The organism is Pseudomonas rhizosphaerae (assembly GCF_000761155.1).
In the GTDB taxonomy this organism is placed as follows: Bacteria; Pseudomonadota; Gammaproteobacteria; order Pseudomonadales; family Pseudomonadaceae; genus Aquipseudomonas; species Aquipseudomonas rhizosphaerae.
On record NZ_CP009533.1, the window covers coordinates 2,877,613 to 2,904,129 of the forward strand.

Here is a 26,517-nt window from a genome sequence, read left to right on the forward strand (position 1 = left end):
TGCCCTGAGGCCAGCATGTATATCTATCGTTTGGTCCTGCTTCTGGTGGTGGGGATATACCTGTTCTCCCCTGCCATCATGGACTGGTGGATCGAGCCCACCGGCGCGTGGTACCGGCCCTACCTGCTATGGCTGATTCTGATCGTGGTGACCTTTATCCTGCAGAGCCAGCGTGATGCCGATGAGCTTTAGCCTTACCCAGATGCTGCTGGTCAGCGCCGCCTACCTGCTGGTGCTGTTCGCCGTGGCCTGGGTCAGCGAGCGAGGCATGATCGCGCGGGCAATCATTCGTCATCCGCTGACCTACACCCTGTCCCTGGGGGTCTATGCCAGTGCCTGGGCGTTCTACGGCACCGTCGGCTTGGCCTATCAGTATGGCTATGGGTTTCTGGCCTGCTACCTGGGGGTGTCCGGCGCGTTTCTGCTGGCGCCGGTGCTGTTGTATCCGATACTCAAGGTCACCCGGACCTACCAGCTGTCGTCACTGGCGGACCTCTTCGCGTTTCGCTTTCGCAGCACCTGGGCCGGCGCGCTGACCACTGTGTTCATGCTGGTCGGCGTGCTTCCACTGCTTGCGCTGCAAATTCAAGCGGTGGCCGACTCCATCGGCATCATGACCCGCGAACCGGTGCAGAATCGCGTGGCCTTGAGCTTCTGCGTACTCATCACCCTGTTTACGATCTTCTTCGGCTCGCGTCATATCGCGACCCGCGAAAAGCACGAAGGGCTGGTATTCGCCATCGCTTTCGAGTCGGTGATCAAACTGGTCGCGCTGGGCGGTATCGGCCTCTACGCCCTGTACGGCGTATTCGACGGACCGCACGATCTGGAGCAGTGGCTGTTGCAGAACCAGACTGCCCTGGCCTCGCTGCACGCCCCTCTGCAGGAGGGCCCGTGGCGGACGCTGCTGCTGGTGTTCTTCGCCTCGGCGATCGTCATGCCGCACATGTACCACATGGTTTTTACCGAAAACCTCAACCCGCGTGCGCTGGTCAGCGCCAGTTGGGGGCTGCCGCTGTTCCTGCTGTTGATGAGCCTGGCAGTACCCCTGATCCTGTGGGCCGGGCTGCGCCTGGGCGCGACCACCAGCCCGGAGTTCTTCACCCTGGGCATCGGCATCGCCGCCAACAGCAAGTCGCTGGCACTGCTGGCCTACATTGGTGGGCTCTCGGCGTCCTGCGGGCTGATCATCGTCACCACCCTGGCGCTGTCGGGCATGATGCTCAACCACCTGGTGCTGCCGCTGTACCAGCCGCCGGCCGAAGGCAATATCTACCGTTGGCTGAAGTGGACACGCCGGGCACTGATCGTCGCCATCATCATGGCCGGTTATGCCTTCTACCTGCTGCTGGGCGCCAAGCAGGACCTTGCGCACTTGGGGATCGTCGCCTTCGTCGCGACCTTGCAGTTTTTACCGGGCGTGCTGTCGGTACTGTACTGGCCGACCGCCAACCGGCGCGGGTTCATTGCCGGCCTGCTGGCCGGGGTGACGGTCTGGATGGTGACCATGCTGCTGCCGTTGATCGGCAACTTTCAGGGCTTCTACATCCCGCTGCTGAACATGATCTACGTGCTCGACGACACCAGCTGGCACATGGCAGCCATCGCTTCGCTGGCTGCCAACGTATTGCTGTTCACGCTGATCTCGCTGTTCACGGCCGCCAGCACCGAAGAAGTCAGTGCTGCCGAGGCCTGTGCGGTGGATAACGTGCGCCGTCCGCAGCGCCGCGAATTGCATGCCGCCTCGCCTCAGGAGTTCGCCACGCAACTGGCCAAACCGCTGGGTGCCAAGGCCGCCCAGCGCGAAGTGGAACAGGCACTGCGCGACCTCTACCTGCCCTTCGACGAGCGTCGGCCGTACGCCTTGCGGCGCCTGCGTGACCGGATCGAAGCGAACCTGTCCGGGCTCATGGGCCCCAGCGTGGCCCAGGACATGGTCGAGACGTTCCTGCCGTACAAGTCGGGCAGCGAGAACTATGTCACCGAGGATATCCATTTCATCGAAAGCCGCCTGGAAGACTACCACTCGCGGCTGACCGGCCTGGCCGCCGAGCTCGATGCGCTGCGTCGCTACCATCGCCAGACCCTGCAGGAGCTGCCCATGGGCGTCTGCTCGCTGGCCAAGGATCAGGAGATCCTGATGTGGAACAAGGCCATGGAGGACCTGACCGGCGTGCCTGCCCAGCATGTGGTCGGCTCGCGCCTGGTGACCATCAGCCAACCGTGGCGCAGCCTGTTGATCGACTTCATCAACGTGCCCGACGAACACTTGCACAAGCAACGCCTGGCCCTGGATGGGCAGACGCGCTGGTTGAACCTGCACAAGGCGGCCATCGACGAGCCGCTGGCACCGGGTAACAGCGGGCTGGTCGTGCTGGTCGAGGACCTTACCGAAACGCAGATGCTCGAAGACAAGCTGGTGCACTCCGAACGCCTGGCCAGCATTGGCAGGCTGGCGGCAGGGGTCGCCCACGAAATCGGCAATCCGATCACCGGCATCGCCTGCCTGGCGCAGAATCTGCGCGAGGAGCGCGAGGAAGATAGCGAGATCACCGAGCTGAGCAGCCAGATTCTCGAGCAGACCAAGCGCGTGTCGCGCATCGTCCAGTCGCTGATGAGCTTTGCCCATGCCGGCGGCCATCAGCACAGCGACGAGCCGGTGAACCTGGCCCAGGTGGCCCAGGATGCCATCGGCCTGCTGGCGCTGAACCGGCGCAACTTCGAAATCCAGTTCTACAACCTGTGTGACCCCGAGCACTGGGCCGTGGGCGATCCGCAACGCCTGGCGCAGGTGCTGATCAACCTGCTGTCCAACGCCCGCGACGCATCGGTCGCCGGTGGCGCGGTGCGCGTCAAGACCGAGGCATGCGAGCACACCGTCGACCTCATCGTCGAGGACGAGGGCAGCGGCATTCCCAAGAACATCATGGATCGGTTATTCGAACCGTTCTTCACCACCAAGGATCCGGGCGAAGGAACCGGACTGGGGCTCGCTCTGGTCTATTCCATCGTTGAAGAGCATTATGGACAGATCACCATCGACAGCCCGGCTGATGCCCAGAGCCAGCGCGGTACCCGAATTCGGGTGACATTGCCGCGTCATGTCGAAGCGACGTCCGCTGTGAACTGAGACCGTCGAGAGAATAGAATCAATGCCGCATATTTTGATCGTCGAAGACGAAACCATCATTCGATCTGCCCTGCGTCGCCTGCTCGAACGAAACCAGTACCAGGTCAGTGAGGCCGGCTCGGTGCAGGAAGCACAGGAACGGTTCAGCATTTCATCGTTCGACCTGATCATCAGCGACCTGCGCCTGCCAGGTGCCCCAGGCACCGAACTGATCAAACTGGGCGAAGGCACACCGGTGCTCATCATGACCAGCTACGCCAGCCTGCGTTCGGCTGTGGACTCGATGAAGATGGGTGCGGTCGACTACATCGCCAAGCCCTTCGATCACGATGAAATGCTGCAGGCCGCCGCGCGTATCCTGCGCGATCGCCAGAACACGCCAGCAGCAGCTGCAGCCGAGCGGCCGGCGAACAAACCAGGCGCGGACAAACCTGCGGCACAGAACGCCAATGGCGATATCGGCATCATCGGCTCCTGCCCGCCCATGCAGGATCTCTACAGCAAGATCCGCAAGGTGGCGCCGACCGATTCCAACGTGCTGATCCAGGGCGAGTCCGGCACCGGCAAGGAACTGGTCGCGCGGGCACTGCACAATCTGTCCAAGCGGGCCAAGGCACCGATGATCTCGGTGAACTGTGCGGCGATCCCGGAAACACTGATCGAGTCCGAACTGTTCGGCCACGAGAAAGGCGCCTTTACCGGCGCCAGTGCCGGACGCGCGGGGTTGGTCGAAGCCGCCGATGGCGGAACGCTGTTTCTCGACGAGATCGGCGAGCTGCCCCTGGAGGCTCAGGCACGTCTGCTCAGAGTCTTGCAGGAAGGCGAGATTCGCCGCGTGGGCTCGGTACAGTCGCAAAAAGTCGACGTGCGCCTGATTGCCGCGACTCACCGTGACCTGAAAAGCCTGGCCAAGCTGGGCCAGTTCCGTGAGGACCTCTACTACCGCCTGCACGTGATCGCGCTGAAGCTGCCGCCATTGCGCGAGCGTGGTGCCGATGTCGGCGAGATCGCCAAGGCGTTCCTGATTCGCCAGAGCGCTCGGATCGGCCGCACCGACCTGCGTTTCGCCGCCGATGCCGAGCAGGCGATTCGTCAGTATTCATGGCCGGGCAACGTGCGCGAACTGGAAAACGCCGTCGAGCGTTCGGTGATCCTCAGCGAGAGCACCGAGATATCGGCCGAGCTGCTGGGCATCGACATCGAACTGGCCGACCTGCAGGACACCGATGACTTCCTCGGCCTGCCAGCTCAACAGGGCGGGGCGAACAATACTGCCCACGATCCGACCGAAGATCTGTCCCTGGAAGACTATTTCCAGCACTTCGTGCTGGAGCATCAGGATCACATGACCGAGACCGAACTGGCGCGCAAATTGGGCGTCAGTCGCAAGTGCCTGTGGGAGCGTCGTCAGCGCCTGGGCATTCCGCGCCGCAAGTCGAGCGTGGCCAGCGAAAGCTGATACGTTTCAGCTCTAGCCCGCGGGTTTGCGCGGGTTGACGGGTAGCCGTGACAAACTGTTACCCTAGGCCTGCGACGTAACAAAACACGGTTCCATCGGTAACGCATTCGGGTTCAATTCCGACCCTCAATGACCACCCAATCGCGTGCAAGGCCCCGTTCCACAGGGGTTTGTGAAAGTTGGCATGGGACCTGCTATATCTCTGGTACAAGAACAACAACAAGCAAGCAAACCCATAACAAGAACAAGACGAATCGACTCACGCATAACAAGAACAACACGGCGGAGGCGCAGCTAACTGATTCTTTTGGAGAGGCGTTGTTTTTGGGGAAACCCGCAGCCAGGCAGAGAACTACAACAACTGCTTTGAAGCAGAAGCCAGAACTGGTTGGATCACAGCGATCATCACAGCACAGCGACCAAAGCAATCCGTTTGCTCTTGCTCCCGAATAGGGAGACATCCCCGAACCAAGGTTCGGCGGACAGGGCACTCAACAAAAACAAAAAGCCCGACAAAAAATAAAAACAGAGCATGCAACTACTTCTTGGGGAGCTTCGGCTCCCCTTGTAGTTTCCAGCTTTCGTCCTGCCCCAGTGCGCCAACCGCGCTGCCTCCTACACCATCCCTCGACTAAATGCTAGAATCCCCGACCATCATGCGGTCGTTCTTCGTATATGGCCGAAAATCCCTTCAAACAGTGCATCCCATGCTGAAGAAGCTGTTCAAGTCTTTGAATACTCCCGCGCGTCATCCGCAGCACCGGCGCACCACGCCCGAAGTGCTCAATGCTGGCCAACACTCGCTGCAGCGCAGCCAGTTCAGCCGCCACGCCGTGGGCATCGTCGAACGCCTGCAGACCGCCGGTTACCAGGCCTACCTGGTAGGCGGTTGCGTACGAGACCTCATGCTGGGCATCGTGCCCAAGGATTTCGACGTGGCCACCAGCGCCACGCCCGAGCAGGTCCGTGCTGAATTTCGCAACGCGCGAGTGATTGGCCGGCGCTTCAAGCTGGTCCACATCCATTTCGGCCGCGAAATCATCGAGGTCGCGACCTTCCGTGCCAACCATCCGGAAGAAGATGACGAACAGGATGTGCATCGCTCCTCGAGCAGCGAAAGCGGACGCATTCTGCGCGACAACGTTTATGGCACTCTGGAAGACGACGCCCAGCGCCGCGACCTGACCATCAATGCGCTGTACTACGATCCGGTCAGCGAACGTATCCTAGACTATGCCAACGGTGTGCACGATGTGCGCAACCGTCTGATCCGCTTGATTGGCGATCCGACCCAGCGCTACCAGGAAGACCCGGTGCGGATGCTGCGCGCCGTGCGCTTCGCCGCCAAGCTGGATTTCGGCATCGAAAAGCACACCGCTGCACCGATTCGCGAGCTGGCGCCAATGCTGCGCGAGATACCGTCGGCACGCTTGTTCGAAGAAGTGCTCAAGCTGTTCCTGTCCGGCCATGCGGCCGACACTTTCGAGATGCTGGTCGACCTGCACCTGTTCGACTCGTTGTTTCCGGCCACCACGCAGGCCTTGGAAGACACGCCGACCTACACCCATACGTTGATCAGCGAAGCGCTGCGCAACACCGACCTGCGCATCAAGCAGGGCAAGCCGGTCACCCCCGCCTTCCTGTTCGCAGCCCTGCTCTGGCCAGCGCTGCCAGCACGCGTATTACGCCTGCAAAGCCGTGGCATGCCACCAATCCCTGCCATGCAGGAAGCGGCCCACGAGCTGATTGCCGAGCAGTGCCAACGCGTCGCCATTCCCAAGCGTTTCACCATTCCGATCCGCGAGATCTGGGACATGCAGGAACGCCTGCCGCGCCGCAGTGGCAAGCGTGCCGACCTGTTGCTCGACAACCCGCGTTTCCGCGCTGGCTACGACTTCCTGCTGCTGCGCGAAAAGGCCGGCGAAGAGACCGACGGCCTGGGCGAATGGTGGACCGACTATCAGGACTGCAACGACAGTGAACGCCGTGAAATGATCGCGGACCTGGGCGGCAAGGATGAATCGGGCGCACCACGCAAGCGTCGTCGTACCGGTGCCAAGCGCAGCAAGCGTGGCGAGGCCGACGAATAAGCATGGTGTGCGTGCATGTTGGGCTAGGCAGCAATCTGGACAGCCCGCAACGGCAGCTGCGCGATGCGCTGCAGGCCCTGGCTGCGCTGCCGGGCACCCGTCTGGTTGAAGCCTCCTCGTTCTATACCAGCGATTCCCTGCTGCCTGGCCAGCCGCGCTATACCAATGCCGTGGCGGCCCTGGACACCGAGCTGGCCCCGCTGGCGCTGCTCGATGCGCTGCAGACGATCGAGAACGATCAGGGCCGTGAGCGTGGCGAGCGCTGGGGGCCGCGGACTCTGGATCTGGATGTCATCACCTACGCCGATCAAGTCATAGACGAGCCTCGCCTGAAGGTGCCGCACTACCATCTGCAGGCACGCGCCTTCGTGCTGTATCCGTTGGCCGAGCTGGTGGACGAGGCATTCGTACTGGCCGATGGCCGCAGCCTGCGCGCGCTTTTGGCTGCCTGCCCGTTCGTGGGGCTGGAGAAGCTGTAGCGCCGGTGAGGCCTCTTCGCGGACCTGTGGGAGTGGGCTCTGCCCACGAAGAGGCCCTCAACCCAATTGACTTCCCGGGTCGTGCTCACGACTATAGGCGGCCCGTTGCACCCCTGAGGTGCCAAACGGCGCGAAACCACCTTTATGCGTAGGTTTCCAAACATCACGACAGATGATGTTGTGTCGACACAGCGCCAGTCCGAGGATATTTTTCATGCCGCAAATCACCCTGACCACTCTGCAGAGCCTCAAGCTCAAGGGTGAAAAGATCACCATGCTGACCTGCTACGACGCGACATTCGCGCATGCCGCCTGCACGGCTGGCGTCGAAGTGCTGCTGGTAGGCGATTCGCTGGGCATGGTGTTGCAGGGGCATGACAGTACATTGCCCGTGACCGTCGCCGACATGGCTTACCATGTTGCCAGCGTGAAACGTGGCAACCAGGGCGCTTTCATCGTTGCCGATCTTCCTTTCATGGCCTATTCGACCTGTGAGCAAACCCTGGCCAACTGCGCGCTGCTAATGCAGGCGGGAGCGCACATGGTCAAGCTCGAAGGCGCCGCCTGGCTGGCCGAGTCCGTCCGCCTGCTCGCCGAGCGCGGTATTCCAGCCTGTGTTCACCTGGGGTTGACCCCACAATCGGTGAACATTCTGGGCGGCTACAAGGTACAGGGCCGCCAGGATATCCAGGCACGCCAGATGCGTGCCGATGCCATCGCCCTGGAGCAAGCTGGCGCGGCCATGCTGTTGCTTGAATGCGTGCCCGTGGAACTGGCGGCCGACATTGCCCAGGCCGTGAAGATTCCGGTTATCGGCATCGGCGCCGGCAGCGCCGTAGATGGCCAGGTGCTGGTGCTGCACGACATGCTCGGGCTTTCGTTGAGCGGCCGCATGCCGCGGTTCGTGAAGAACTTCATGACCGGGCAGCCTGATATCCAGGGCGCCCTGGGCGCCTATGTCACCGCCGTCAAGGCGGTGGAGTTTCCTGCACCTGAACATGGATTCGCCTCATGAACACCGTCAAGACCGTACGAGAACTGCGCGCCGCCGTGGCCCGTGCCCGCGGCGAAGGCAAGCGGATCGGCCTGGTGCCGACCATGGGCAACCTGCACAGCGGCCACGCCGCGCTGGTGGCCAAGGCCACCCAGCGTGTGGATTTCGTGGTGGCGAGCATCTTCGTCAACCCGTTGCAGTTCGGTCCCAGCGAAGACCTGGACAAATACCCGCGCACCCTGGCTGCCGATCAGGAGCGGCTGGTGCAAGCGGGCTGCAGCCTGCTTTTCGCGCCTTCGGCTGCAGAAATGTACCCCGATGGCATGGCTGGGCAGACCCGAGTGAGCGTGCCCCAGCTGTCCGAAGGCTTGTGTGGTACCAGTCGTCCCGGCCATTTCGAAGGCGTGGCAACGGTGGTGAGCAAACTGTTCAACATGGTCCAGCCGGACCTGGCCGTCTTCGGCCAGAAGGACTACCAGCAACTGGCCGTCATTCGCGCCCTGGTTCGCGATCTCAATATGCCGATCCAGATCATCGGCGAGCCGACGGTGCGCGCCGAAGACGGGCTGGCCCTGTCGTCGCGCAATGGTTATCTGAGCCAGGAGCAACGCGCCCTGGCACCCCTGCTGTACCAGGTACTCAGCCAGGTGGCTGCACAGGTCAGCCAGGGCCGTCGCGACTATCCGGCGCTGTTGGAGCAGGCCAAACAGGTTATCGCCCAGGCAGGCTTCGTGCCGGAGTACCTGGAGATTCGACACGCCCTGACCCTGCGTCCGGCGACCGCCGATGACCGTGACCTGGTGATTCTGGTCGCGGCGAACCTGGGCACCACGCGACTGATCGACAACCTGCACCTGGACCTCGATCACGACCCTCAACACAGCTGAATCGCGGCGGCCCAAAAGTCCCTCGCGCATCGTCAACAAGGCGCAGACAGAACGCGCGTGGCGGTTTAAGGTGGTGCAGCGTCCGAACCGTGCATTGGCAGCCGATCAGCGGCCCGAAACCACCCTGGCCACCTGCTTGATCTTTTGATGCAGCAGGCACGCAACCGGCCGAGCGTTCCAATGTCCAAAGGCAGTTCAAGAAAAAGGAAATTTGCAGCGATGGCGTACTACCGAACCCCGCACGACGTGACTACCCTGCCCGCCTGGCAGGCGCTGACCCAGCATCGCGCTGCCATGAAAGACTTCAGCATGCGCGATGCCTTCAATGCCGACCCTGAGCGTTTCGAGCATTTCTCCCTGAGCGCCTGCGGCCTGTTTCTCGACTATTCGAAGAACCTGATCGACGCTCAGACCCGCGACCTGCTGGTGCAGCTGGCCAACGAAGTGGACCTGCAAGGCGCTATCAAGGCGATGTTCGCCGGCGAGCTGCTCAACGCCTCCGAAGGCCGCCCAGCGTTGCACACGGCGCTGCGTCGGCCGGTGGGCGATAAGCTCAACGTCAATGGCGTCAACGTGATGCCAGACGTGCACAAGGTACTGAACCAGATCACCGAGTTGGTCACGCGCATCCATGATGGCCTGTGGCGCGGCTATACCGAAAAGCCGATCACCGACGTGGTGAACATCGGTATCGGCGGCTCGTTCCTGGGCCCCGAGCTTGTGTCCGAGGCCTTGCTGCCGTATGCGCAGAAAGGCGTGCGTTGCCATTACCTGGCCAACATCGATGGCAGCGAGTTCCACGAGCTGTCGGCCAAGCTGCGCGCAGAGACCACGCTGTTCATCGTTTCCTCCAAGTCGTTCAGCACTCTGGAAACCTTGAAGAACGCCCAGGCTGCGCGAGGCTGGTACCTGGCCCAGGGTGGGTCGGAAGCCGAGCTGTACCGTCACTTCATCGCCGTGTCGAGCAACAATGCTGCTGCGGTCGAGTTCGGTATCCGCGAAGAAAACATCTTCCCGATGTGGGACTGGGTGGGTGGTCGGTATTCGCTGTGGTCGGCCATCGGCTTGCCGATTGCCATGTCGATCGGCATGGCCAACTTCAAGGAGCTGCTGTCGGGCGCCTACACCATGGATCAGCATTTCCAGTCAGCGCCGTTCGAACAGAACATGCCGGTGCTGCTGGCCCTGCTGGGGGTGTGGTACGGCAACTTCTGGGACGCCAAGAGCCATGCGATCCTGCCGTATGACCACTACCTGCGCAACATCACCAAACACTTGCAGCAGTTGGACATGGAATCCAACGGCAAGAGCGTGCGCCAGGACGGCACACCGGTGAACATCGATACCGGCCCGGTCATCTGGGGCGGCGTCGGCTGCAACGGCCAGCATGCCTATCACCAGTTGCTGCACCAAGGCACTCATATGATTCCGGCTGACTTCATCGTCCCGGTGGTGAGCTTCAACCCGGTTGCCGACCATCATCAGTGGCTGTTCGCCAACTGCCTGTCGCAGAGCCAGGCACTGATGCTGGGCAAGAGCCGCAGCGAGTCGGAAGCCGAGCTGCGCGAACGCGGCATGGCCGAGGAAGACGTGCAGAAACTGGCGCCGCACAAGGTCATCCCCGGCAACCGCCCGAGCAACACCTTGGTGGTCGAGCGCATCAGCCCGCGCCGCCTGGGCGCACTGGTCGCGATGTATGAGCACAAGGTGTTCGTGCAGAGCGTACTATGGGGCATCAATGCCTTCGACCAGTGGGGCGTGGAGCTGGGCAAGGAGCTTGGCAAGGGCGTGTACCAGCGCCTGATCGGTGAAAACGAAGCCGTCGCCGAAGATGCTTCGACTCAAGGCTTGATCAACTACTTCCGCGGTCGTCACCGCGGCTGACCCCTCGCGCCGCCGCGATGCTGCACGCCAGCGTTGCGGCGGTTCGATACCTCGTGGTACCGGGCAATTGATGTAGAATTGCCTCCCTCCTTTTTTCGTCAGGCACCGTGCATGTCCGCTTTGACCCAGGCGCTGCGCGCCGCCCTCGACGCCCGCTCTTCACTGCTCGACCAACTGCATGAGCAGGGCACCGATTGCTATCGCCTGTTCCATGGCAGCCAGGAAGGTGCCGGCGGCTTGACCGTCGACCGCTACGGCCCGCAATTGCTGGTACAAAGCTTTCACCAGACATTGGCACATGAAGACCTGCTCGCTCTGCACCATGCAGTCGAGCAGCATCTACAAGCACCGTTGCTGCTGGTGTACAACGACCGCTCAAAGGGCAATTCGCGGATCGATCGGGAAGACACGGTTTATCGCGCCGAAGACGCCGCGCTGGTGGACCTGGTTGGACACGAGTGGGGGCTGAACTATCGAGTGCGTGGCCGACACCCTGGCCAGGACCCACTACTGTTTCTCGACCTGCGCAATGCGCGTGGCTGGGTCAAGCAGCACAGTGCCGGCAGAAGCGTGTTGAACCTGTTTGCCTACACTTGCGGCGTTGGCTTGAGTGCAGCGGCAGGCGGTGCCCGTGAGGTGTGCAACCTGGACTTTGCCGAAGGTAACCTGGCGGTCGGTGCCGAGAACGGGGCGCTCAACCCCGAGCTTGCGCCCATGCAGTTCATCCAGTCGGACTACTTCCCGGCCATCCGCCAACTGGCCGGCTTGCCGATCACCGCGCGCCGAGGCCAGAAGCTGCCCGCCTATCCTCGGCTTTCGCAACGTCAGTACGACCTGGTCTTCCTGGATCCGCCTGCCTGGGCGAAGAGCGCGTTCGGCACGGTCGATCTGCTGCGCGATTACCAAAGCCTGCTCAAACCGGCGATTCTCGCCACTGCCGAAGACGGCGTACTGATCTGCTGCAACAACTTGGCGAAGGTCAACTTAAACGACTGGCGCGAACAAGTGCTGCGCTGCGCCGAAAAAGCCGGGCGACCCGTGCGTGAATGCACGGTACTGCCGCCCGCGGCCGACTTCCCTTCCAGCGATGGCCAGCCACCGTTGAAAACGCTGATCCTGAATTTTTAGTTTTCCCACAGCAACTAGTGAAAATTCCATGACTTACGCGGGCTGAGTCATAGGAACCCCATTGCCGTGCCATACTCCAAGCACCTCCGATCACGTCAGATGGCCCCATTTCCATGTCCAAAGGATTGAAACGCACTGCCGCCACCCTCGTGGCGCTGGTTGCGCTGTACGCCCTGCTCGGCTTTCTGATACTGCCCGGCGTTGCACTGCGGGTGGCCAACCAGCAGTTGGCCGCCTATGCCACCGTACCTGCGCATCTGCAGCGGCTGGAATTCAATCCGTTCAGCCTCGAGCTGACCCTGTGGGGGCTGAAGATCGGAGAGCCCGGTGCCGAACAGATCGGTTTCGAACGGTTGTACGCCAACCTGCAAGTGGACAGCCTGTGGACTGGCGCCTTGCATCTGGTTGCGGTCGAGCTCGACAAGCCGCGCACTGAAGTGCTGTTCGATAAAAGCGGCAAACTCAACCTGAGCGCGTTGTTCAGACTTCCAGCCAATGACCCTGCCGCACAGGACGCCCCTGGCGAACCCTTCGCCCTGCGCATCGGCAGTATCAAGCTGGTCGATGGCTACCTGCATTTCAAGGATCTGCGTCCCAGCCAGCCCATCGAGTTTCTTTACGACTCGATGAACCTGGAGCTGCAGAACCTCAGCACCCTGCCGGACGATCAGGCCGACATGATCCTGGTTGCCAACAGCCCCCAAGGCGGCCGCATCGATTGGCGTGGGCGTATCGGCCTCAGTCCAGTGTCGTCCCAGGGCTCGCTGAAGGTGACCGATGCGCAGATGAGCGTCTGGTGGCCGTACGTGCGTGACAGCGTGCCCCTCGTTCTGGAAAAAGGCCTGTTCTCCCTGAGCGCCGATTACAACCTGAACCTGGCCAAGCAGACCGAGCTGAAACTGGACAAGGTCGCCCTCAGCGTTGCGCCTTTCGCGATCGCCGCACCGGATGGACGTCCTCTGGTTCGGCTCGAACGCCTGGACGTCAGCGATACGTCGGTCGATCTGGTCAAGCAGGTGGTCAGGGTTGGCCAGATACGCAGCCACAAGCTGGAGACCTGGGCCGCCCGCGAAGCGGATGGGCAGCTCGACTGGCAGAAGCTGTTCGCCACCCCGACAACCCGGCAGCCGGCACCCAGCGCGCCAGCAAGCGCGCCCGCCAAGCCTTGGCAGGTACTGCTCAAAGATGTCCAACTGCGGGACTACCAAGTGCACTTGGCTGACCGTGTGCCTACCGATGAGGTCGCCGTGGACGTAGGTCCGCTCAACCTGGACCTGCACGACTTCGACAGCCTCAACGGCGCGCCCTTCACGCTCAAGCTCGACACGGGCCTGGGCAAGCAGGGTCACCTGCAAGCCAGCGGCGAGGTCAGCCTGGCACCAGTTGCCGCGCGCCTGAAAGTCAGCACCAAGGACATCGACCTGCGCATTGCCCAGGCCTACATCAGCCCGCTGATTCGCTTGGAACTGCGCAGCGGCATGCTCGACAGCGATCTCGATGTGCAATTGACCAGCACCGAGCCCTTGGCCATGACCGTATCCGGTCGCGCCGAAGTCGACCAACTGCACACGCTCGACACGCTCAAGGAGCGCGATTTCGTCAAATGGCAGCACTTGACCTTGACCGGTCTGGAGTATCGCCACGGCGATCGCCTGGATATCCAACGGGTGCAGCTACAACAGCCCTACGCGCGATTCATGATCAACGAAGACCGCACCACCAATATCGACGACCTGTTGATTCCGCAACCGACACAGCCCGCCGATTCGGCCAGCAGCAAGAAACCCGCCGGCGCGGACAAACCGTTGGGCATTCGCATCGGTGCCGTGGATATCGACAACGGCTCAGCCAACTTCGCCGACTTCAGCCTGACGCCGAACTTCGCTACGGCCGTCCAGCAACTCAACGGGCGCATCGGCACCATCGACAATCGCCAGGCTACGCCTGCGCGGATCAACATTCAGGGCAAGGTGGACCGCTATGCTCCGGTGATCATTTCCGGCGCATTGAATCCGTTCGATCCTATGGCCAGCCTGGATATCACCACCAGCTTCAAACGCGTGGAACTGACCACTCTGACGCCCTATTCGGGCAAGTTCGCCGGGTACCGTATCCGCAAGGGCCGTCTGAATCTTGACCTGCACTACCTGATCACCAAAGGCCAGCTCAAGGCAGAAAACAAGCTGCTGGTGGAACAACTGCAGTTGGGTGACAAGGTCGACAGCCCCGATGCGGTCGATCTGCCGTTGCGGCTGGCCATTGCATTGCTCAAGGACTCGCAGGGCAGGATCGCCATCGAACTGCCTGTCAGCGGCGACCTCAACAGCCCTCAGTTCAGCGTCATGCCAATAGTCTGGCAGACCCTGCGCAACCTGATGGTTCGCGCCGCGCAGGCGCCGTTCAAATTCATCGGTGGATTGGTGAGCGGCGGTGGGTCTGAAGACCTGAGCACCGTGTCGTTCCGCCCAGGTTCGGATGAGCTGGGCACCGAGGCTCAGGCAGCGCTGATGAAACTGGCCGCGGCCCTGAAAGAACGTCCAACCCTGCGCCTGGAAATCGAAGGGACGAGCGTGCAGGCCAGCGATGGCCCGCTGATTGCCCAGCAGCGCCTGGAGCGCGAGTATCAGAACACCTACTACAAGATGGCCCAGCGTCGCGGCGACAAAGTCCCGGCCACGGCGGCCGAGATGCAGGTGCCCGAAGACGACAAGCCTGCGATGCTCGAAGCCATCTACCGCACCCGACTCAAGGGTCAGCCGCCGGTAGAATGGCAACAATTGGAGACCAAGGCACGTGTCGACAAGTTGCGCGAAGCGGTGCTCAAATCATGGGCGTCGAACAACGCATTGCTGCGCCAGTTGGGTCAGGCCCGCGCGGGCAGCATCAAGGACTTTCTGGTCGACAAGGGTCAGTTGGCCGACGAGCGCGTGTACTTCATCGATGCCGCCCTGGGCCATGCCGAAAAGGATGGGCGCATCATCACTCCCCTGCACCTGGATGCCGAATGAACAAGCTGAACTGGATGATCTGCGCGCCGATGCTCCTGGCGCTGTGCACTGCGGCCAACGCCGCTTCGACCATGCGCTGCGGCAATACCCTGGTATCGCTGAACGACCGCACGGTCCAGGTCGAGCAGAAGTGTGGCGCACCTGCCAGCAAGGCACAGACCGGGTATGAGCGCTCTGGCCCGATCAATCGGCGGGTCGAGTTGCCGATAGAGGAGTGGGTATACGGTCCATCGAACGGCATGAGCCAGTACCTCAAGTTCGTCGGTAGCCGACTGGTGCAGATCGAGAGCAGCCGCAACTGAACCTTCTCTAAAAGATCGCTGGAAAAAACCATAAAAAAAACCCCGGCAAATGCCGGGGTTTTTAATGGCCACGTCCTTGTGGCCTTCGCATGAAACTTACTCAGCTTTCAGGCCATCGGCGGAAACAGCTTTCACGCCTTTGATTGCCTTGGTGATACGTACGGCGGTAGCTTTCTGTGCTTCGGTCACAGCAACGGTCGACGACAGGGAAACCACGCCTTTGTTGGTTTCTACCTTAATGTCGGTGCCTGGAATGCCTTTTTCGGTAACCAGATCGGATTTGACCTTGGTGGTGATCCAAGTGTCGGAAGTTGCTTCTTTGGCGTGAGTAACTTCACCGGCAGCAACCACCATAGGAGCCTGGGTGGACTGTTGAGCGAAAGCAGCGTTGGCCATGGTCAGGGTCAGCGCGGTAGCAGTAGCGGCAGCAATAGCGAACTTCTTCATACGATTCACTCCTGTTTTTTGAAAAGGTCTGCACCATTTAATGTCTTGGTTGCAGGTAACAGGAATATTGCAGGCGTCATGCCAACCTGAACCCATCTATAAAGTTCTTATTTATCAATGACTTGTGATTTATAGGCGACTGGGTCGTCGTGCAACTTGCACGCTCGTGCGAATTATTGCGTGCAAGTTGCAAGTCCGCAAAAGTTCCCTGCCCACGTTAAGCCGATTGACGGCGCGTTTCAGAGTGCTGGAGGTGCCGTCTACCGAACTCTAGTCGAAAAAAAAGAGTCCCGAAGGACTCTTTTTTTACACGCTAGCGGGTTTAGACGCCCGAAGCCTTGGCAGCAGCAACGTCCTTGATGGACAGCTTGATGCGGCCGCGGTTGTCGACGTCCAGTACCAGCACTTCGACTTCCTGACCTTCCTTGAGGATGTCGGTCACTTTCTCTACGCGTGCATCGCTGAGCATGGAGATGTGAACCAGGCCATCCTTGCCAGGCAGGATGTTGACGAATGCACCGAAGTCGACGATGCGCTCGACCTTGCCGACGTAGATCTTGCCGATTTCGGCTTCTGCGGTGATGCCCAGAACGCGCTGACGAGCAGCTTCAGCGGCTTCCTTGGACTCGCCGAAGATCTTGATCGAGCCGTCGTCTTCGATGTCGATCGAAGCCTTGGTTTCCTCGCAGATGGCACGGATGGTTGCGCCGCCCTTGCCGATCACGTCGCGGATCTTGTCGGTGTCGATCTTCATGGCGATCATGGTCGGAGCGTTTTCCGACAGTTCGGTACGCGAGGTACCGATGACCTGGTTCATCTGGCCGAGGATGTTCAGGCGCGCTTCCAGGGCCTGGCCCAGGGCGATCTCCATGATCTCTTCAGTGATGCCGTTGATCTTGATGTCCATCTGCAGCGCGGTGACGCCCTTGGCAGTACCGGCGACCTTGAAGTCCATGTCGCCCAGGTGATCTTCGTCACCCAGGATGTCGGTCAGGATGGCGAACTTCTCGCCTTCCTTGACCAGACCCATGGCGATACCGGCCACCGGCGCCTTCATCGGCACACCGGCGTCCATCAGGGCCAGGGAAGCACCGCAGACCGAGGCCATGGAGCTGGAACCGTTGGACTCGGTGATTTCCGATACCACGCGGATGGTGTACGGGAACACGTCGGCGGCTGGCAGCATGGCCTGTACCGAACGACGAGCCAGACGGCCGTGACCGATCTCACGACGGCCTGCGCCGCCCATGCGGCCACACTCGCCCACCGAGAATGGAGGGAAGTTGTAGTGCAACATGAAGGGGTCTTTCTTCTCGCCTTCCAGGGTGTCCAGCAGCTGTGCGTCGCGGGCAGTGCCAAGGGTCGCGACGACCAGCGCCTGGGTTTCACCACGGGTGAACAGGGCCGAACCGTGGGTTTTCGGCAGCACGCCGACTTCGATGTTCAGCGGACGCACGGTTTTGGTGTCGCGACCGTCGATACGCGGCTTGCCGTTGACGATGTTTTCGCGAACGGTGCGGTACTCGATCTCGCCGAAGATTTCCTTCACTTCGGCTGCGGTCGGCTGACCTTCTTCGCCGGAGAACTTGGCGATCACCTGGTCACGCAGCTCGCCCAGCTTGGCGTAGCGCTCGGCCTTGACGGTGATGGTGTAGGCCTGGGAAACGGCGTCGCCGAATTCGCCACGGATCGCGCCGATCAGCTCGGTGTTCCAGGCTTTCGGCGTCCAGCTCCAGGTTGGCTTGGCGGCTTCTGCAGCCAGCTCGCCAACGGCCTTGATCACCGACTGGAATTCGTCGTGGGCGAACAGTACGGCGCCCAGCATCTGGTCTTCGGTCAGCTCCTTGGCTTCCGATTCAACCATCAGCACGGCGTCTTTGGTACCGGCCACGACCATGTCCAGGCTGGAAGCCTGCTGCTGCTCGTAGGTCGGGTTCAGCAGGTAGCCAGTGCTCTCGTGGAAGGCCACGCGCGCGGCGCCAATCGGGCCGTCGAACGGGATGCCGGAGATGGCCAGGGCTGCCGAGGTACCGATCATGGCAGCGATGTCCGGATCGGTCTTCTTGCTGGTGGAGACAACGGTGCAGACAACCTGCACTTCGTTCATGAAGCCTTCGGGGAACAGCGGGCGGATCGGGCGATCGATCAAACGCGAGGTCAGGGTTTCTTTCTCGGAAGGACGGCCTTCACGCTTGAAGAAACCACCGGGAATCTTGCCGGCAGCGTAGGTCTTTTCCTGGTAGTGCACGGACAGCGGGAAAAAGCCCTTGCCTGGATCGGCTTGCTTGGCACCTACCACGGTGACCAGCACGGTCACGTCGTTGTCGACGGTGACCAGCACGGCGCCGGAGGCTTGACGGGCAATGCGGCCCGTTTCGAGGGTTACGGTCGATTGACCGAATTGAAACGTCTTGATTACCGGGTTCACGGTTTCCTACCTTCTGTTGGCTCTTGGGGGAACTGGTTTCTTGCGAAATTCTTGGGCAGAGCGGGGAATCGGCCCCGTTGACCGTCCAGATACAACTTGAGGCTGGAAGCCTGCCCGCCCCCGCGGAAAACCCGCTGGGGTACGACAGACAACCAACCTCAGGATTGCGCGTGGCGCCCTCGCAGGCCCGGGCATAGGCCCAGGCCGGCGAACATCGCAGACCACGCTTGTCACCGCGTGTCGAGCCGCTATTAGCGACGCAGACCCAGACGACCGATCAGGGCGCTGTAACGGGTGACGTCCTTGCCCTTCAGGTAGTCCAGCAGCTTGCGGCGCTGGTTGACCATGCGGATCAGGCCACGACGCGAGTGGTGGTCTTTGCCGTTGGCCTTGAAGTGACCCTGCAGCTTGTTGATGTTGTGCGTCAGCAGTGCAACCTGCACTTCTGGCGAACCGGTATCACCAACGGCTTGCTGGTAGTCGGCAACGATTTGAGCTTTGTCTTCAACGCTAAGAGCCATGAGGCATCTCCAATATCAAGGGCACTGCACGCAGTGTCCAACAGGCCAGGGCAGAACCCTGTATTCATGAGAAGAGGTGCGACCGTGCCTGTTGACAGCCGTCCTCGACCAGCCGCCACGAATACCGTGACGACCGGGATCGGTCATTCCGACCGAATCAAGCGACGCGGCGCAATGCGCCCGTCTTCGCTCACTTCACCGATACCGATGAAGCGACCATTGTGATCCTGTACCCGCACCATGCCGAACTTGGGCGCTTCAGGCGCCCTCACCGGCTGGCCGTGGAGCCAGTAGAACGCACTGTGCTCCGAGAACTGCAACAGCGGCCAATCCTGCAAGCCGCTGTCCGAAGGCAGCAGGAACCTGTCCACTGCCTCGTGTCCGCCTTCGGCGTGCACTGCCTCGAGCTCTTCGAGCGTAACCGTCTGCGCCAGCGCGAACGGACCCGCCTGGGTCCGACGCAGCTCTGCAACGTAGGCTCCGCATCCCAACGCCTCGCCGATGTCCTCGACCAGGGTCCGAATGTAGGTGCCTTTGCTGCAGTCCACGGCGAACCGCGCAGTGGTCTGCTCGCAGCCGAGCAATTCGAGACGCGCAATAGTAACAGAACGCGGCTCGCGCTCCACTACTTCACCCGCACGTGCCAGCTTGTACAGTGGCTGCCCGTCACGCTTGAGTGCGGAGTACATCGGCGGTATCTGGCTGATCGGCCCGCGGAACCGAGGCAATACGGCCTCGATGTCGGAGTGACCGACGGTCACCTCGCGGGTCTGCAGAACCTCGCCCTCGGCGTCGGCCGTGGTCGTGGTCTTGCCCAGCTGCGCCAGTGTCTCGTAACCCTTGTCGGAATCGAGCAGGTACTGGGAAAACTTGGTTGCCTCGCCAAAGCACAACGGCAGCACACCGGTCGCCAATGGATCGAGACTGCCGGTGTGACCGGCCTTTTCGGCATTGAGTAACCAGCGCACTTTCTGCAGCGCAGCGTTGGAGGTAAACCCCAGCGGCTTGTCCAGCAGGATGATGCCGCTGACATTGCGACGTATACGCTTGACCTGAGCCACCGGGATTACTCCTTGGACTCTTTGGCCGACTCGTCCGCCGGATGCTGGCTGTCTTCGGCGACGGCACGTTCGATCAACGCCGACAGATGAGCACCACGGCTCACGCTCTCGTCATAATGGAAGTGCAGCTGCGGCACGCTGCGCAGCTTCATTTCCTTGGCCAACTGCATGCGCAGGAAGCCGGCGGCGGAGTTCAATACCTTGATGCTCTGGGCGATATCGGCGGCGCTGTCCTGGCCCATGACGGTGATGAACACCTTGGCATGGCCGACATCGCGGCTGACTTCCACCGCCGTGATGGTGACCAGGCCAACGCGTGGATCCTTGACTTCGCGACGGATCAGTTGCGCCAGTTCGCGCTGCATCTGATCACCGATGCGCTGGGTACGGCTGTATTCTTTTGCCATGTTTCATTACCTGTTACTAGAGCGGCAAACGCCCGATCGGGCTGAGCCGGATCGGGCGTTGCGTTTAGAACCGAGCCGGCGATAACCGGATGGGTTCCTGGAGGTCGCGGCTTAGAGGGTACGGGCCACTTGGACTTTCTCGAAGACTTCGATCTTGTCACCGACCTTGACGTCGTTGTAGCTCTTGACGCCGATACCGCATTCCATGCCGGCACGCACTTCGGACGCATCGTCCTTGAAGCGACGCAGCGATTCCAGCTCGCCTTCGAAGATCACGATGTCTTCGCGCAGTACACGGATCGGACGGTTGCGGAAGACCACACCCTCGATGACCATGCAACCAGCGATCGCACCGAACTTCGGCGAACGGAACACGTCACGCACTTCGGCGATACCCAGGATGTTCTCGCGAACATCGCTGCCGAGCATACCGGTCAGGGCTTTCTTGACGTCTTCGATGATGTCGTAGATCACGTTGTAGTAACGCATATCCAGACCTTCCTGCTCGACGATCTTGCGCGCGCCGGCATCGGCCCGCACGTTGAAGCCGAACAGTACCGCTGTCGAAGCCAGGGCCAGGTTGGCATCGGATTCAGTGATACCACCGACGCCGCCACCGACCACACGCACTTGCACTTCGTCGTTGCCCAGGCCGTTCAAGGCACCTTGCAACGCTTCCAGCGATCCACGGACGTCGGATTTGAGGACGATGTTAAGCGTCTTCTTCTCTTCCTGACCCATGTTCTCGAAGATGTTTTCCAGCTTGCCGGCGTGAGCACGGGCCAGCTTGACTTCGCGGAACTTGCCTTGACGGAACAGAGCCACTTCACGGGCTTTCTTCTCGTCGGCCACCACGCTCATCTCGTCGCCAGCATCCGGGGTACCGTCAAGGCCCAGGATCTCGACCGGAATGGCCGGACCGGCTTCCTTGATCGGCTTGCCGTTCTCGTCGAGCATGGCACGTACGCGGCCGTAGTTCGAACCGACCAGTACCATGTCACCCTGACGCAGCGTACCGTCCTGAACCAGCACGGTGGCCACTGGACCGCGGCCCTTGTCCAGGCGTGATTCGACGACCACACCCCGGCCAGGAGCCGATGGCGTTGCGGTCAGTTCCAGCACTTCAGCTTGCAGCAACACGGCTTCGAGCAATTCGTCGACGCCGGTACCCTGCTTGGCCGAAACCGGTACGAACGGGGTGTCACCGCCCCACTCTTCGGAAGTCACACCGTGTACCGACAGCTCGCTGCGGATACGGTCCAGGTCGGCACCTGGCTTGTCGATCTTGTTCACCGCGACCACCAGCGGCACGCCAGCGGCTTTCGCATGCTGAACGGCTTCGATGGTTTGCGGCATCACGCCGTCGTCCGCCGCGACCACCAGGATCACGATGTCCGTCGCCTTGGCACCACGGGCACGCATCGCGGTAAACGCAGCGTGGCCCGGGGTGTCGAGGAAGGTGACCATGCCGCGTTCGGTTTCGACGTGGTAGGCACCAATGTGCTGAGTGATGCCGCCGGCTTCGCCTGCAGCGACCTTGGCACGACGGATGTAGTCGAGCAGCGAGGTCTTGCCGTGGTCGACGTGGCCCATGACGGTCACGACCGGTGCACGAGCGAAGGCTTCACCTTCGAACTTCAGCGATTCGGCCAGGGAATCTTCCAGGGCGGTGTCGCTGACCAGGGTCACTTTGTGGCCCAGTTCCTCGGCAACCAGCTGGGCAGTTTCCTGATCCAGCACCTGGTTGATGGTGGCTGGCGTGCCCAGCTTGAACATGAACTTGATGATCTCGGCAGCCTTCACCGACATCTGTGCGGCCAGATCGCCGACAGAGATGGTCTCGCCGATTTTCACGTCACGTACCAGTGGGCCGGTAGGGCTCTGGAAACCGTGGGCGTTGCGCTTCTTCAGCTTGCCCTTGCCACGACCGCCACGACGGAAGCCATCGCTCTCTTCGTCGGTGGTACGAGGCGCGGCGCGCGGCGTCGGAGCCTTTTCCTTGACGGTGGCACGATGCGGCTGGTTCTTGCGCTCGCCATCGGCACCACCGCCACCGCTGCGACGATCGTCACTGCGTGGTTTGTCGGGGCGACGCGGTGGCTCGTCCTTCTTGCGTTCCGGGGCAGGTGCAGGAGCGACGGCGGCCACATCGACACTGGGTGCCGAAGGTGCTGGCGCAGGCGATACCGGCGCCGCAGGCGCGGTTGCACCTGCCGCTGGCTTGGCTGCGTCGTCACGTGCGCGGGCTTCAGCTTCGGCTTTTTGGCGGGCAGCGTTCTCCGCGGCACGACGCTCTTCGAGCTCACGCTTCTGCTCGGCCTGGATTTCTTCCGGGCTGCGCTGAACGAATACTTTCTTCTTGCGTACTTCTACGCTGATGCTCTTGCTACCGGCCACACGCAGGGTGCTTTGGGTCTTGCGCTGCAAGGTAATCTTGCGCGGTTCTTCCGCTTTCGCCTTGTGGCTGCTTTTCAAATGAGCCAGCAGAGCCTGCTTCTCATTGTCGGTCACAACTTGTCCGGCGTCGGTGTGCGGCAGACCTGCCTCACGCATCTGCTGAAGCAGGCGCTCTACCGGTGCGGCGACCTCTTGGGCCAATTCTTTCACCGTGACTTGCGTCATGCACTTCTCTCCTCAGGCCGCGCCAATTACTCGAACCAATGGGCTCGGGCGGCCATGATCAACTTGCCGGCACGATCTTGGTCAATGCCGTCGATGTCGAGCAGGTCGTCAATCGACTGCTCGGCCAGGTCTTCGCGGGTAACTACGCCGCGCACCGCCAGTTCCATCGCCAAATCCTTGTCCATACCCTCAAGCGAGAGCAGGTCTTCGGCCGGATGGGCGTCTGCCAGCTTTTCCTCTGTAGCGATGGCTTTGGTCAACAAACGATCCTTGGCCCGAGCGCGAAGCTCGTTGACGATGTCTTCGTCAAAGCCGTCGATGTTGAGCATTTCTTCCAACGGTACGTAGGCAATCTCTTCCAGGCTTGTGAAGCCTTCGTCAACCAGTACCTGGGCCAGTTCTTCATCGACTTCCAGCTCGTCGATGAAGTTGCGCAGGATGTCACCGGTTTCCGCTTGCTGCTTGGCCTGGATGTCCGATTCGGTCATCACGTTAAGGGTCCAGCCGGTCAACTGGCTGGCCAGACGTACGTTCTGCCCACCACGACCAATGGCCTGAGCCAGGTTGTCGGCGCCCACGGCGATGTCCATGGCATGGGCGTCTTCGTCGACGATGATGGCCGCGACTTCCGCCGGGGACATGGCATTGATGACGAACTGTGCCGGGTTATCGTCCCAGAGGACGATGTCGACGCGCTCGCCGCCCAACTCGCCGGACACAGCCTGCACACGCGATCCGCGCATGCCGATACAGGCACCTTGCGGGTCGATGCGCTTGTCCTTGGAGCGAACGGCGATCTTGGCGCGCGAACCCGGATCACGGGATGCGGCCATGACTTCAATGAGGCCTTCAGCGATTTCCGGCACCTCGATGCGGAACAGCTCGATGAGCATTTCCGGCGCGGTACGCGAAAGAATCAGTTGAGGGCCACGGTTTTCGGTACGAATTTCCTTGAGCAGTGCGCGCAGACGCACACCGACGCGGAAGGTTTCGCGCGAAATGATATCTTCCCGAGCCAACAGGGCCTCGGCGTTGTTGCCCAGGTCGACGATGACGTTGTCGCGGGTCACTTTCTTGACCGTACCCGAGATGATCTCGCCCAGACGTTCGCGGTAAGCGTCCACCACCTGGGCGCGCTCGGCTTCGCGAACTTTCTGCACGATGACCTGCTTGGCGGTCTGTGCAGCGATGCGACCGAACTCGATGGAGTCGATCTTCTCTTCGATGACGTCACCCACCTTGGCTTCGGGATGGGTCAATACAACCTTGCTCGGCCAGGTTTCGATGGCCGGATCGTCCAGGTCGGCTTCCTCGACGACCGTCCAGCGACGGAAGGTTTCATAGGAGCCGGTGTGGCGATTGATTTCCACGCGAAGATCCACTTCGTCTTCGAAGCGTTTCTTGGTCGCGGTCGCCAGAGCAATCTCCAGCGCTTCGAATATTACGCCTGCCGGTACACCCTTTTCATTGGATACCGACTCAACAACCAGCAGTACTTCTTTGCTCATCGTACGCCTCGCCTTTCGCAAGCCATTGGATCCGCGGGACCCGCAGTATCTGGCACGTCTCAGTCAAAACTGGGAATGATATTGGCCTTGTCGATCGAATCGATCGGCAGCAGGAATTCGTGTTCGTCTACTCGAATCACGACATCCTGGTCCTCCACACCGTGGAGAAGGCCCTGAAAGTTGCGCCGTCCTTCGAAAGGCGTCCGCAGCTTTATCTTTACTTGTGCTCCGGCGTACGCTGCAAACTGTTCGATGGTGAACAGCGGGCGTTCCATGCCTGGAGAAGAAACTTCAAGTGTGTATTCAACGGTGATGGGATCTTCAACGTCCAATACACCACTGAGCTGGCGGCTGACAATGGCGCAATCGTCCACCAGCACTCCGCCCTCTTTATCGATATAGACACGCAAAAGTGAATGGCGGCCTTGAGCCGAAAACTCAATACCCCAGCATTCATAGCCAAGGGCCACGACCACCGGGGCCAACAAGGCCTGCAACTGTTCTAGCTTGCTCGACACCTGAACCCCCTCGTGCATGCTGTGCAAATAAAAAATGGGCGAAGCGCCCATCCTGGATACGCCGTTGAATACCGGCGCTAAGAACTGTCCAGCTAACAAAAAGCCCCTTGAAAGGGGCTTTGCCAAAACTGGTTGCGGGAGCTGGATTTGAACCAACGACCTTCGGGTTATGAGCCCGACGAGCTACCAGACTGCTCCATCCCGCGACAAAGCTGGGGCGAAAGTATAGGACCAAACCCGTTTTGGGTCAATCCAAGCTTCCACCGACAAGAAAGCCCGCAACAGCGGGCTCTCCTGATTACTAATTGGTACCGAGAAGGGGACTCGAACCCCTACACCCTATGGGCACAACCACCTCAAGGTTGCGTGTCTACCAATTCCACCACCTCGGCAATACAACGTTTGAAACCCTTACCGCTTTTGTAACCCTGAAACCCTTTCGAGAATCATTTTTGCTCTTGAGCCTGAGGAACGTCAGCAGCAGGAGCTGCATTGGTCTTTTGCTCTTGAAGCACCGGAACATCATCTGCTGCCGGCTTTTGCCTAGGTGCTTCGATAACCGCTGGATCTGGCAAACCTACTTGAGTCAGCTGTTGAGCTTTCTCTTTAGCAAAGTAACCTAAGCCCAGGCTGGTTATGAAGAAACAGGCGGCAAGTATAGCAGTAAACTTACTCAGAAAGGTAGAGGAACCTTGGCTTCCGAAGACAGTATTTGATGCACCTGCTCCGAATGACGCGCCAGCGTCCGCACCTTTGCCCTGCTGCAGCAAAACCAGAGCGACGACGCTCAGTGCACCCAACAGATGAAGAACGACTACGACTGTTTCCAGCATTTTCTCAGTTTCCCGCGGCGCGACAGATCGCACCGAAATCATCTGCATTCAGGGAAGCACCACCAATGAGGCCCCCATCGATATCCGGCATGCCGAACAGTTCGGCCGCATTGGCCGCTTTGACGCTACCGCCGTACAACAGCCGCACAGCTTGTGCGACCTTGGCATCTGCTGCCGTCAACTGGGCCCGAATGGCAGCGTGCACATCCTGAGCCTGTTGCGGCGTGGCAGTCAGCCCGGTGCCAATGGCCCAGACCGGCTCGTAGGCAATCACCGCATGGGTGAAAGCTTCGATACCCAGGGCTGCAATGACACTGCCCAACTGACTGCCGACAATATTCAATGTCTGACCGGCTTCGCGCTCTTCCAGGGTTTCCCCTATGCAAAGCACTGGCGTCAGGCCGGCCGCTTGCGCGGCGCGGAATTTCTCGATCAGTTGCTGCTCGCCTTCGCCAATGACCTGGCGACGCTCGGAGTGACCGACCAACACCAGCGAACAACCGGCATCGACCAACTGGCTCGAAGCCGTTTCACCAGTCAGCGCACCTTGCTCGGCCTGGACCGCACAGTTTTGCGCACCAACGGCGATCTTGCCGTTCTGCAGCCCCTCGACAACGCGGTCGATGAACAGCAAAGGTGGAAATACCGCAACCTCGACAGAGTCGGGCAGGGACTGATCAGACAGGCCCTCGAGCAGCTCAGCGACGCTGGCGCGGGTACCATGCATTTTCCAGTTACCAGCTACCATGGGGCGACGCATGCTGTACCTCGTCCATCAAAGTGGGCGCAGATGTTACCCAACGCAACGTTC

Annotated in this window: 21 protein-coding genes and 2 tRNA genes; 11 read left to right on the forward strand and 12 right to left on the reverse strand. The window is 60.8% G+C overall.

Features of this window, described 5'->3' with window-relative positions:
- Window positions 1-15 precede the first annotated feature (15 nt).
- From LT40_RS21600 to LT40_RS12855, 11 genes are all read left to right on the forward strand, one after another.
- Window positions 16-192, forward strand: coding sequence for a hypothetical protein (locus LT40_RS21600; protein ID WP_003250005.1), 177 nt, complete (start codon window positions 16-18; stop codon window positions 190-192).
- Window positions 176-3,130, forward strand: coding sequence for a sensor histidine kinase (locus LT40_RS12810; protein ID WP_162473359.1), 2,955 nt, complete (start codon window positions 176-178; stop codon window positions 3,128-3,130). Before LT40_RS21600 ends, LT40_RS12810 begins: the two co-directional genes overlap by 17 nt.
- Window positions 3,131-3,152: 22 nt before the next feature.
- Window positions 3,153-4,589, forward strand: coding sequence for a sigma-54-dependent transcriptional regulator (locus tag LT40_RS12815; RefSeq protein WP_043190730.1), 1,437 nt, complete (start codon window positions 3,153-3,155; stop codon window positions 4,587-4,589).
- A 707-nt stretch (window positions 4,590-5,296) separates the two neighbouring features.
- Window positions 5,297-6,679, forward strand: a complete 1,383-nt coding sequence (locus LT40_RS12820) for a polynucleotide adenylyltransferase PcnB (protein WP_043190733.1) — start codon at window positions 5,297-5,299, stop codon at window positions 6,677-6,679.
- 2 nt (window positions 6,680-6,681) lie between these two features.
- Window positions 6,682-7,158, forward strand: coding sequence for a 2-amino-4-hydroxy-6-hydroxymethyldihydropteridine diphosphokinase (gene folK / locus LT40_RS12825; protein WP_043190735.1), 477 nt, complete (start codon window positions 6,682-6,684; stop codon window positions 7,156-7,158).
- A 214-nt stretch (window positions 7,159-7,372) separates the two neighbouring features.
- Window positions 7,373-8,173: a 3-methyl-2-oxobutanoate hydroxymethyltransferase gene (gene panB / locus LT40_RS12830; RefSeq protein ID WP_043190738.1), complete on the forward strand. Its 801-nt coding sequence runs from the start codon at window positions 7,373-7,375 to the stop codon at window positions 8,171-8,173.
- The gene (gene panC / locus LT40_RS12835) at window positions 8,170-9,039 is read left to right on the forward strand and encodes a pantoate--beta-alanine ligase (protein ID WP_043190740.1); all 870 of its coding nucleotides are present in this window, start codon (window positions 8,170-8,172) and stop codon (window positions 9,037-9,039) included. Before panB ends, panC begins: the two co-directional genes overlap by 4 nt.
- A 219-nt stretch (window positions 9,040-9,258) precedes the next feature.
- On the forward strand, window positions 9,259-10,923 hold the full coding sequence (gene pgi, locus LT40_RS12840; RefSeq protein WP_043190743.1) for a glucose-6-phosphate isomerase: 1,665 nt from the start codon (window positions 9,259-9,261) through the stop codon (window positions 10,921-10,923).
- A 111-nt stretch (window positions 10,924-11,034) separates the two neighbouring features.
- Complete coding sequence (locus LT40_RS12845; RefSeq protein WP_043190746.1) at window positions 11,035-12,051, forward strand: class I SAM-dependent rRNA methyltransferase; 1,017 nt, start codon at window positions 11,035-11,037, stop codon at window positions 12,049-12,051.
- A gap of 113 nt (window positions 12,052-12,164) precedes the next feature.
- Window positions 12,165-15,059: a DUF748 domain-containing protein gene (locus tag LT40_RS12850; RefSeq protein ID WP_043190749.1), complete on the forward strand. Its 2,895-nt coding sequence runs from the start codon at window positions 12,165-12,167 to the stop codon at window positions 15,057-15,059.
- Window positions 15,056-15,361 carry a DUF2845 domain-containing protein gene (locus LT40_RS12855; protein WP_043190752.1) on the forward strand — a complete coding sequence of 102 codons (306 nt, stop codon included), beginning with the start codon at window positions 15,056-15,058 and terminating at the stop codon, window positions 15,359-15,361. The genes LT40_RS12850 and LT40_RS12855 overlap by 4 nt, the downstream gene beginning before the upstream one ends.
- A gap of 96 nt (window positions 15,362-15,457) precedes the next feature.
- Here the strand turns inward: LT40_RS12855 and LT40_RS12860 are convergent, their stop codons facing one another.
- The 12 genes from LT40_RS12860 to tpiA form a co-directional block, all read right to left on the reverse strand.
- Window positions 15,458-15,808: a BON domain-containing protein gene (locus LT40_RS12860; protein WP_043190755.1), complete on the reverse strand. Its 351-nt coding sequence runs from the start codon at window positions 15,806-15,808 to the stop codon at window positions 15,458-15,460.
- A gap of 322 nt (window positions 15,809-16,130) precedes the next feature.
- Window positions 16,131-18,236: a polyribonucleotide nucleotidyltransferase gene (pnp, locus tag LT40_RS12865; protein WP_043190757.1), complete on the reverse strand. Its 2,106-nt coding sequence runs from the start codon at window positions 18,234-18,236 to the stop codon at window positions 16,131-16,133.
- Between the two features lie 251 nt (window positions 18,237-18,487).
- Window positions 18,488-18,757 carry a 30S ribosomal protein S15 gene (rpsO, locus tag LT40_RS12870; RefSeq protein ID WP_043190760.1) on the reverse strand — a complete coding sequence of 90 codons (270 nt, stop codon included), beginning with the start codon at window positions 18,755-18,757 and terminating at the stop codon, window positions 18,488-18,490.
- 143 nt (window positions 18,758-18,900) lie between these two features.
- A complete protein-coding gene (gene truB, locus LT40_RS12875) occupies window positions 18,901-19,818 on the reverse strand; it encodes a tRNA pseudouridine(55) synthase TruB (RefSeq protein WP_043190764.1) in 918 nt (305 codons plus the stop codon).
- Window positions 19,819-19,823: 5 nt separating this feature from the next.
- Window positions 19,824-20,225 carry a 30S ribosome-binding factor RbfA gene (rbfA, locus tag LT40_RS12880; protein WP_043190766.1) on the reverse strand — a complete coding sequence of 134 codons (402 nt, stop codon included), beginning with the start codon at window positions 20,223-20,225 and terminating at the stop codon, window positions 19,824-19,826.
- A 111-nt stretch (window positions 20,226-20,336) separates the two neighbouring features.
- Complete coding sequence (gene infB / locus LT40_RS12885) at window positions 20,337-22,847, reverse strand: translation initiation factor IF-2 (RefSeq protein WP_043190768.1); 2,511 nt, start codon at window positions 22,845-22,847, stop codon at window positions 20,337-20,339.
- Window positions 22,848-22,873: 26 nt separating this feature from the next.
- Window positions 22,874-24,355: a transcription termination factor NusA gene (gene nusA / locus LT40_RS12890; protein ID WP_043190771.1), complete on the reverse strand. Its 1,482-nt coding sequence runs from the start codon at window positions 24,353-24,355 to the stop codon at window positions 22,874-22,876.
- A gap of 59 nt (window positions 24,356-24,414) precedes the next feature.
- Window positions 24,415-24,873 carry a ribosome maturation factor RimP gene (rimP, locus tag LT40_RS12895; RefSeq protein ID WP_043193662.1) on the reverse strand — a complete coding sequence of 153 codons (459 nt, stop codon included), beginning with the start codon at window positions 24,871-24,873 and terminating at the stop codon, window positions 24,415-24,417.
- A 129-nt stretch (window positions 24,874-25,002) separates the two neighbouring features.
- A tRNA-Met gene (locus LT40_RS12900) sits at window positions 25,003-25,079 on the reverse strand.
- A gap of 100 nt (window positions 25,080-25,179) precedes the next feature.
- Window positions 25,180-25,265: transfer RNA gene (locus tag LT40_RS12905), tRNA-Leu, on the reverse strand.
- A 54-nt stretch (window positions 25,266-25,319) separates the two neighbouring features.
- A complete protein-coding gene (gene secG, locus LT40_RS21280) occupies window positions 25,320-25,706 on the reverse strand; it encodes a preprotein translocase subunit SecG (protein WP_043190774.1) in 387 nt (128 codons plus the stop codon).
- 4 nt (window positions 25,707-25,710) lie between these two features.
- Entirely contained in the window at window positions 25,711-26,466 is a 756-nt protein-coding gene (tpiA, locus tag LT40_RS12915; RefSeq protein ID WP_043190776.1) for a triose-phosphate isomerase, read from the reverse strand.
- Window positions 26,467-26,517: the final 51 nt, after the last annotated feature.

What these genes read in the sequence shown, in the direction of transcription:
- LT40_RS21600 (WP_003250005.1), top strand. Translation starts at nt 16, where the DNA reads ATGTATATCTATCGTTTGGTCCTGCTTCTGGTGGTGGGGATATACCTG.
- LT40_RS12810 (WP_162473359.1), top strand. Translation starts at nt 176, where the DNA reads ATGCCGATGAGCTTTAGCCTTACCCAGATGCTGCTGGTCAGCGCCGCC.
- LT40_RS12820 (WP_043190733.1), top strand. Translation starts at nt 5,297, where the DNA reads ATGCTGAAGAAGCTGTTCAAGTCTTTGAATACTCCCGCGCGTCATCCG.
- panC (WP_043190740.1), top strand. Translation starts at nt 8,170, where the DNA reads ATGAACACCGTCAAGACCGTACGAGAACTGCGCGCCGCCGTGGCCCGT.
- infB (WP_043190768.1), bottom strand. Translation starts at nt 22,847, where the DNA reads ATGACGCAAGTCACGGTGAAAGAATTGGCCCAAGAGGTCGCCGCACCG.
- nusA (WP_043190771.1), bottom strand. Translation starts at nt 24,355, where the DNA reads ATGAGCAAAGAAGTACTGCTGGTTGTTGAGTCGGTATCCAATGAAAAG.
- folK (WP_043190735.1), top strand. Translation starts at nt 6,682, where the DNA reads ATGGTGTGCGTGCATGTTGGGCTAGGCAGCAATCTGGACAGCCCGCAA.
- pgi (WP_043190743.1), top strand. Translation starts at nt 9,259, where the DNA reads ATGGCGTACTACCGAACCCCGCACGACGTGACTACCCTGCCCGCCTGG.
- rpsO (WP_043190760.1), bottom strand. Translation starts at nt 18,757, where the DNA reads ATGGCTCTTAGCGTTGAAGACAAAGCTCAAATCGTTGCCGACTACCAG.
- secG (WP_043190774.1), bottom strand. Translation starts at nt 25,706, where the DNA reads ATGCTGGAAACAGTCGTAGTCGTTCTTCATCTGTTGGGTGCACTGAGC.
- LT40_RS12850 (WP_043190749.1), top strand. Translation starts at nt 12,165, where the DNA reads ATGTCCAAAGGATTGAAACGCACTGCCGCCACCCTCGTGGCGCTGGTT.
- LT40_RS12860 (WP_043190755.1), bottom strand. Translation starts at nt 15,808, where the DNA reads ATGAAGAAGTTCGCTATTGCTGCCGCTACTGCTACCGCGCTGACCCTG.
- rbfA (WP_043190766.1), bottom strand. Translation starts at nt 20,225, where the DNA reads ATGGCAAAAGAATACAGCCGTACCCAGCGCATCGGTGATCAGATGCAG.
- LT40_RS12815 (WP_043190730.1), top strand. Translation starts at nt 3,153, where the DNA reads ATGCCGCATATTTTGATCGTCGAAGACGAAACCATCATTCGATCTGCC.
- LT40_RS12855 (WP_043190752.1), top strand. Translation starts at nt 15,056, where the DNA reads ATGAACAAGCTGAACTGGATGATCTGCGCGCCGATGCTCCTGGCGCTG.
- panB (WP_043190738.1), top strand. Translation starts at nt 7,373, where the DNA reads ATGCCGCAAATCACCCTGACCACTCTGCAGAGCCTCAAGCTCAAGGGT.
- LT40_RS12845 (WP_043190746.1), top strand. Translation starts at nt 11,035, where the DNA reads ATGTCCGCTTTGACCCAGGCGCTGCGCGCCGCCCTCGACGCCCGCTCT.
- tpiA (WP_043190776.1), bottom strand. Translation starts at nt 26,466, where the DNA reads ATGCGTCGCCCCATGGTAGCTGGTAACTGGAAAATGCATGGTACCCGC.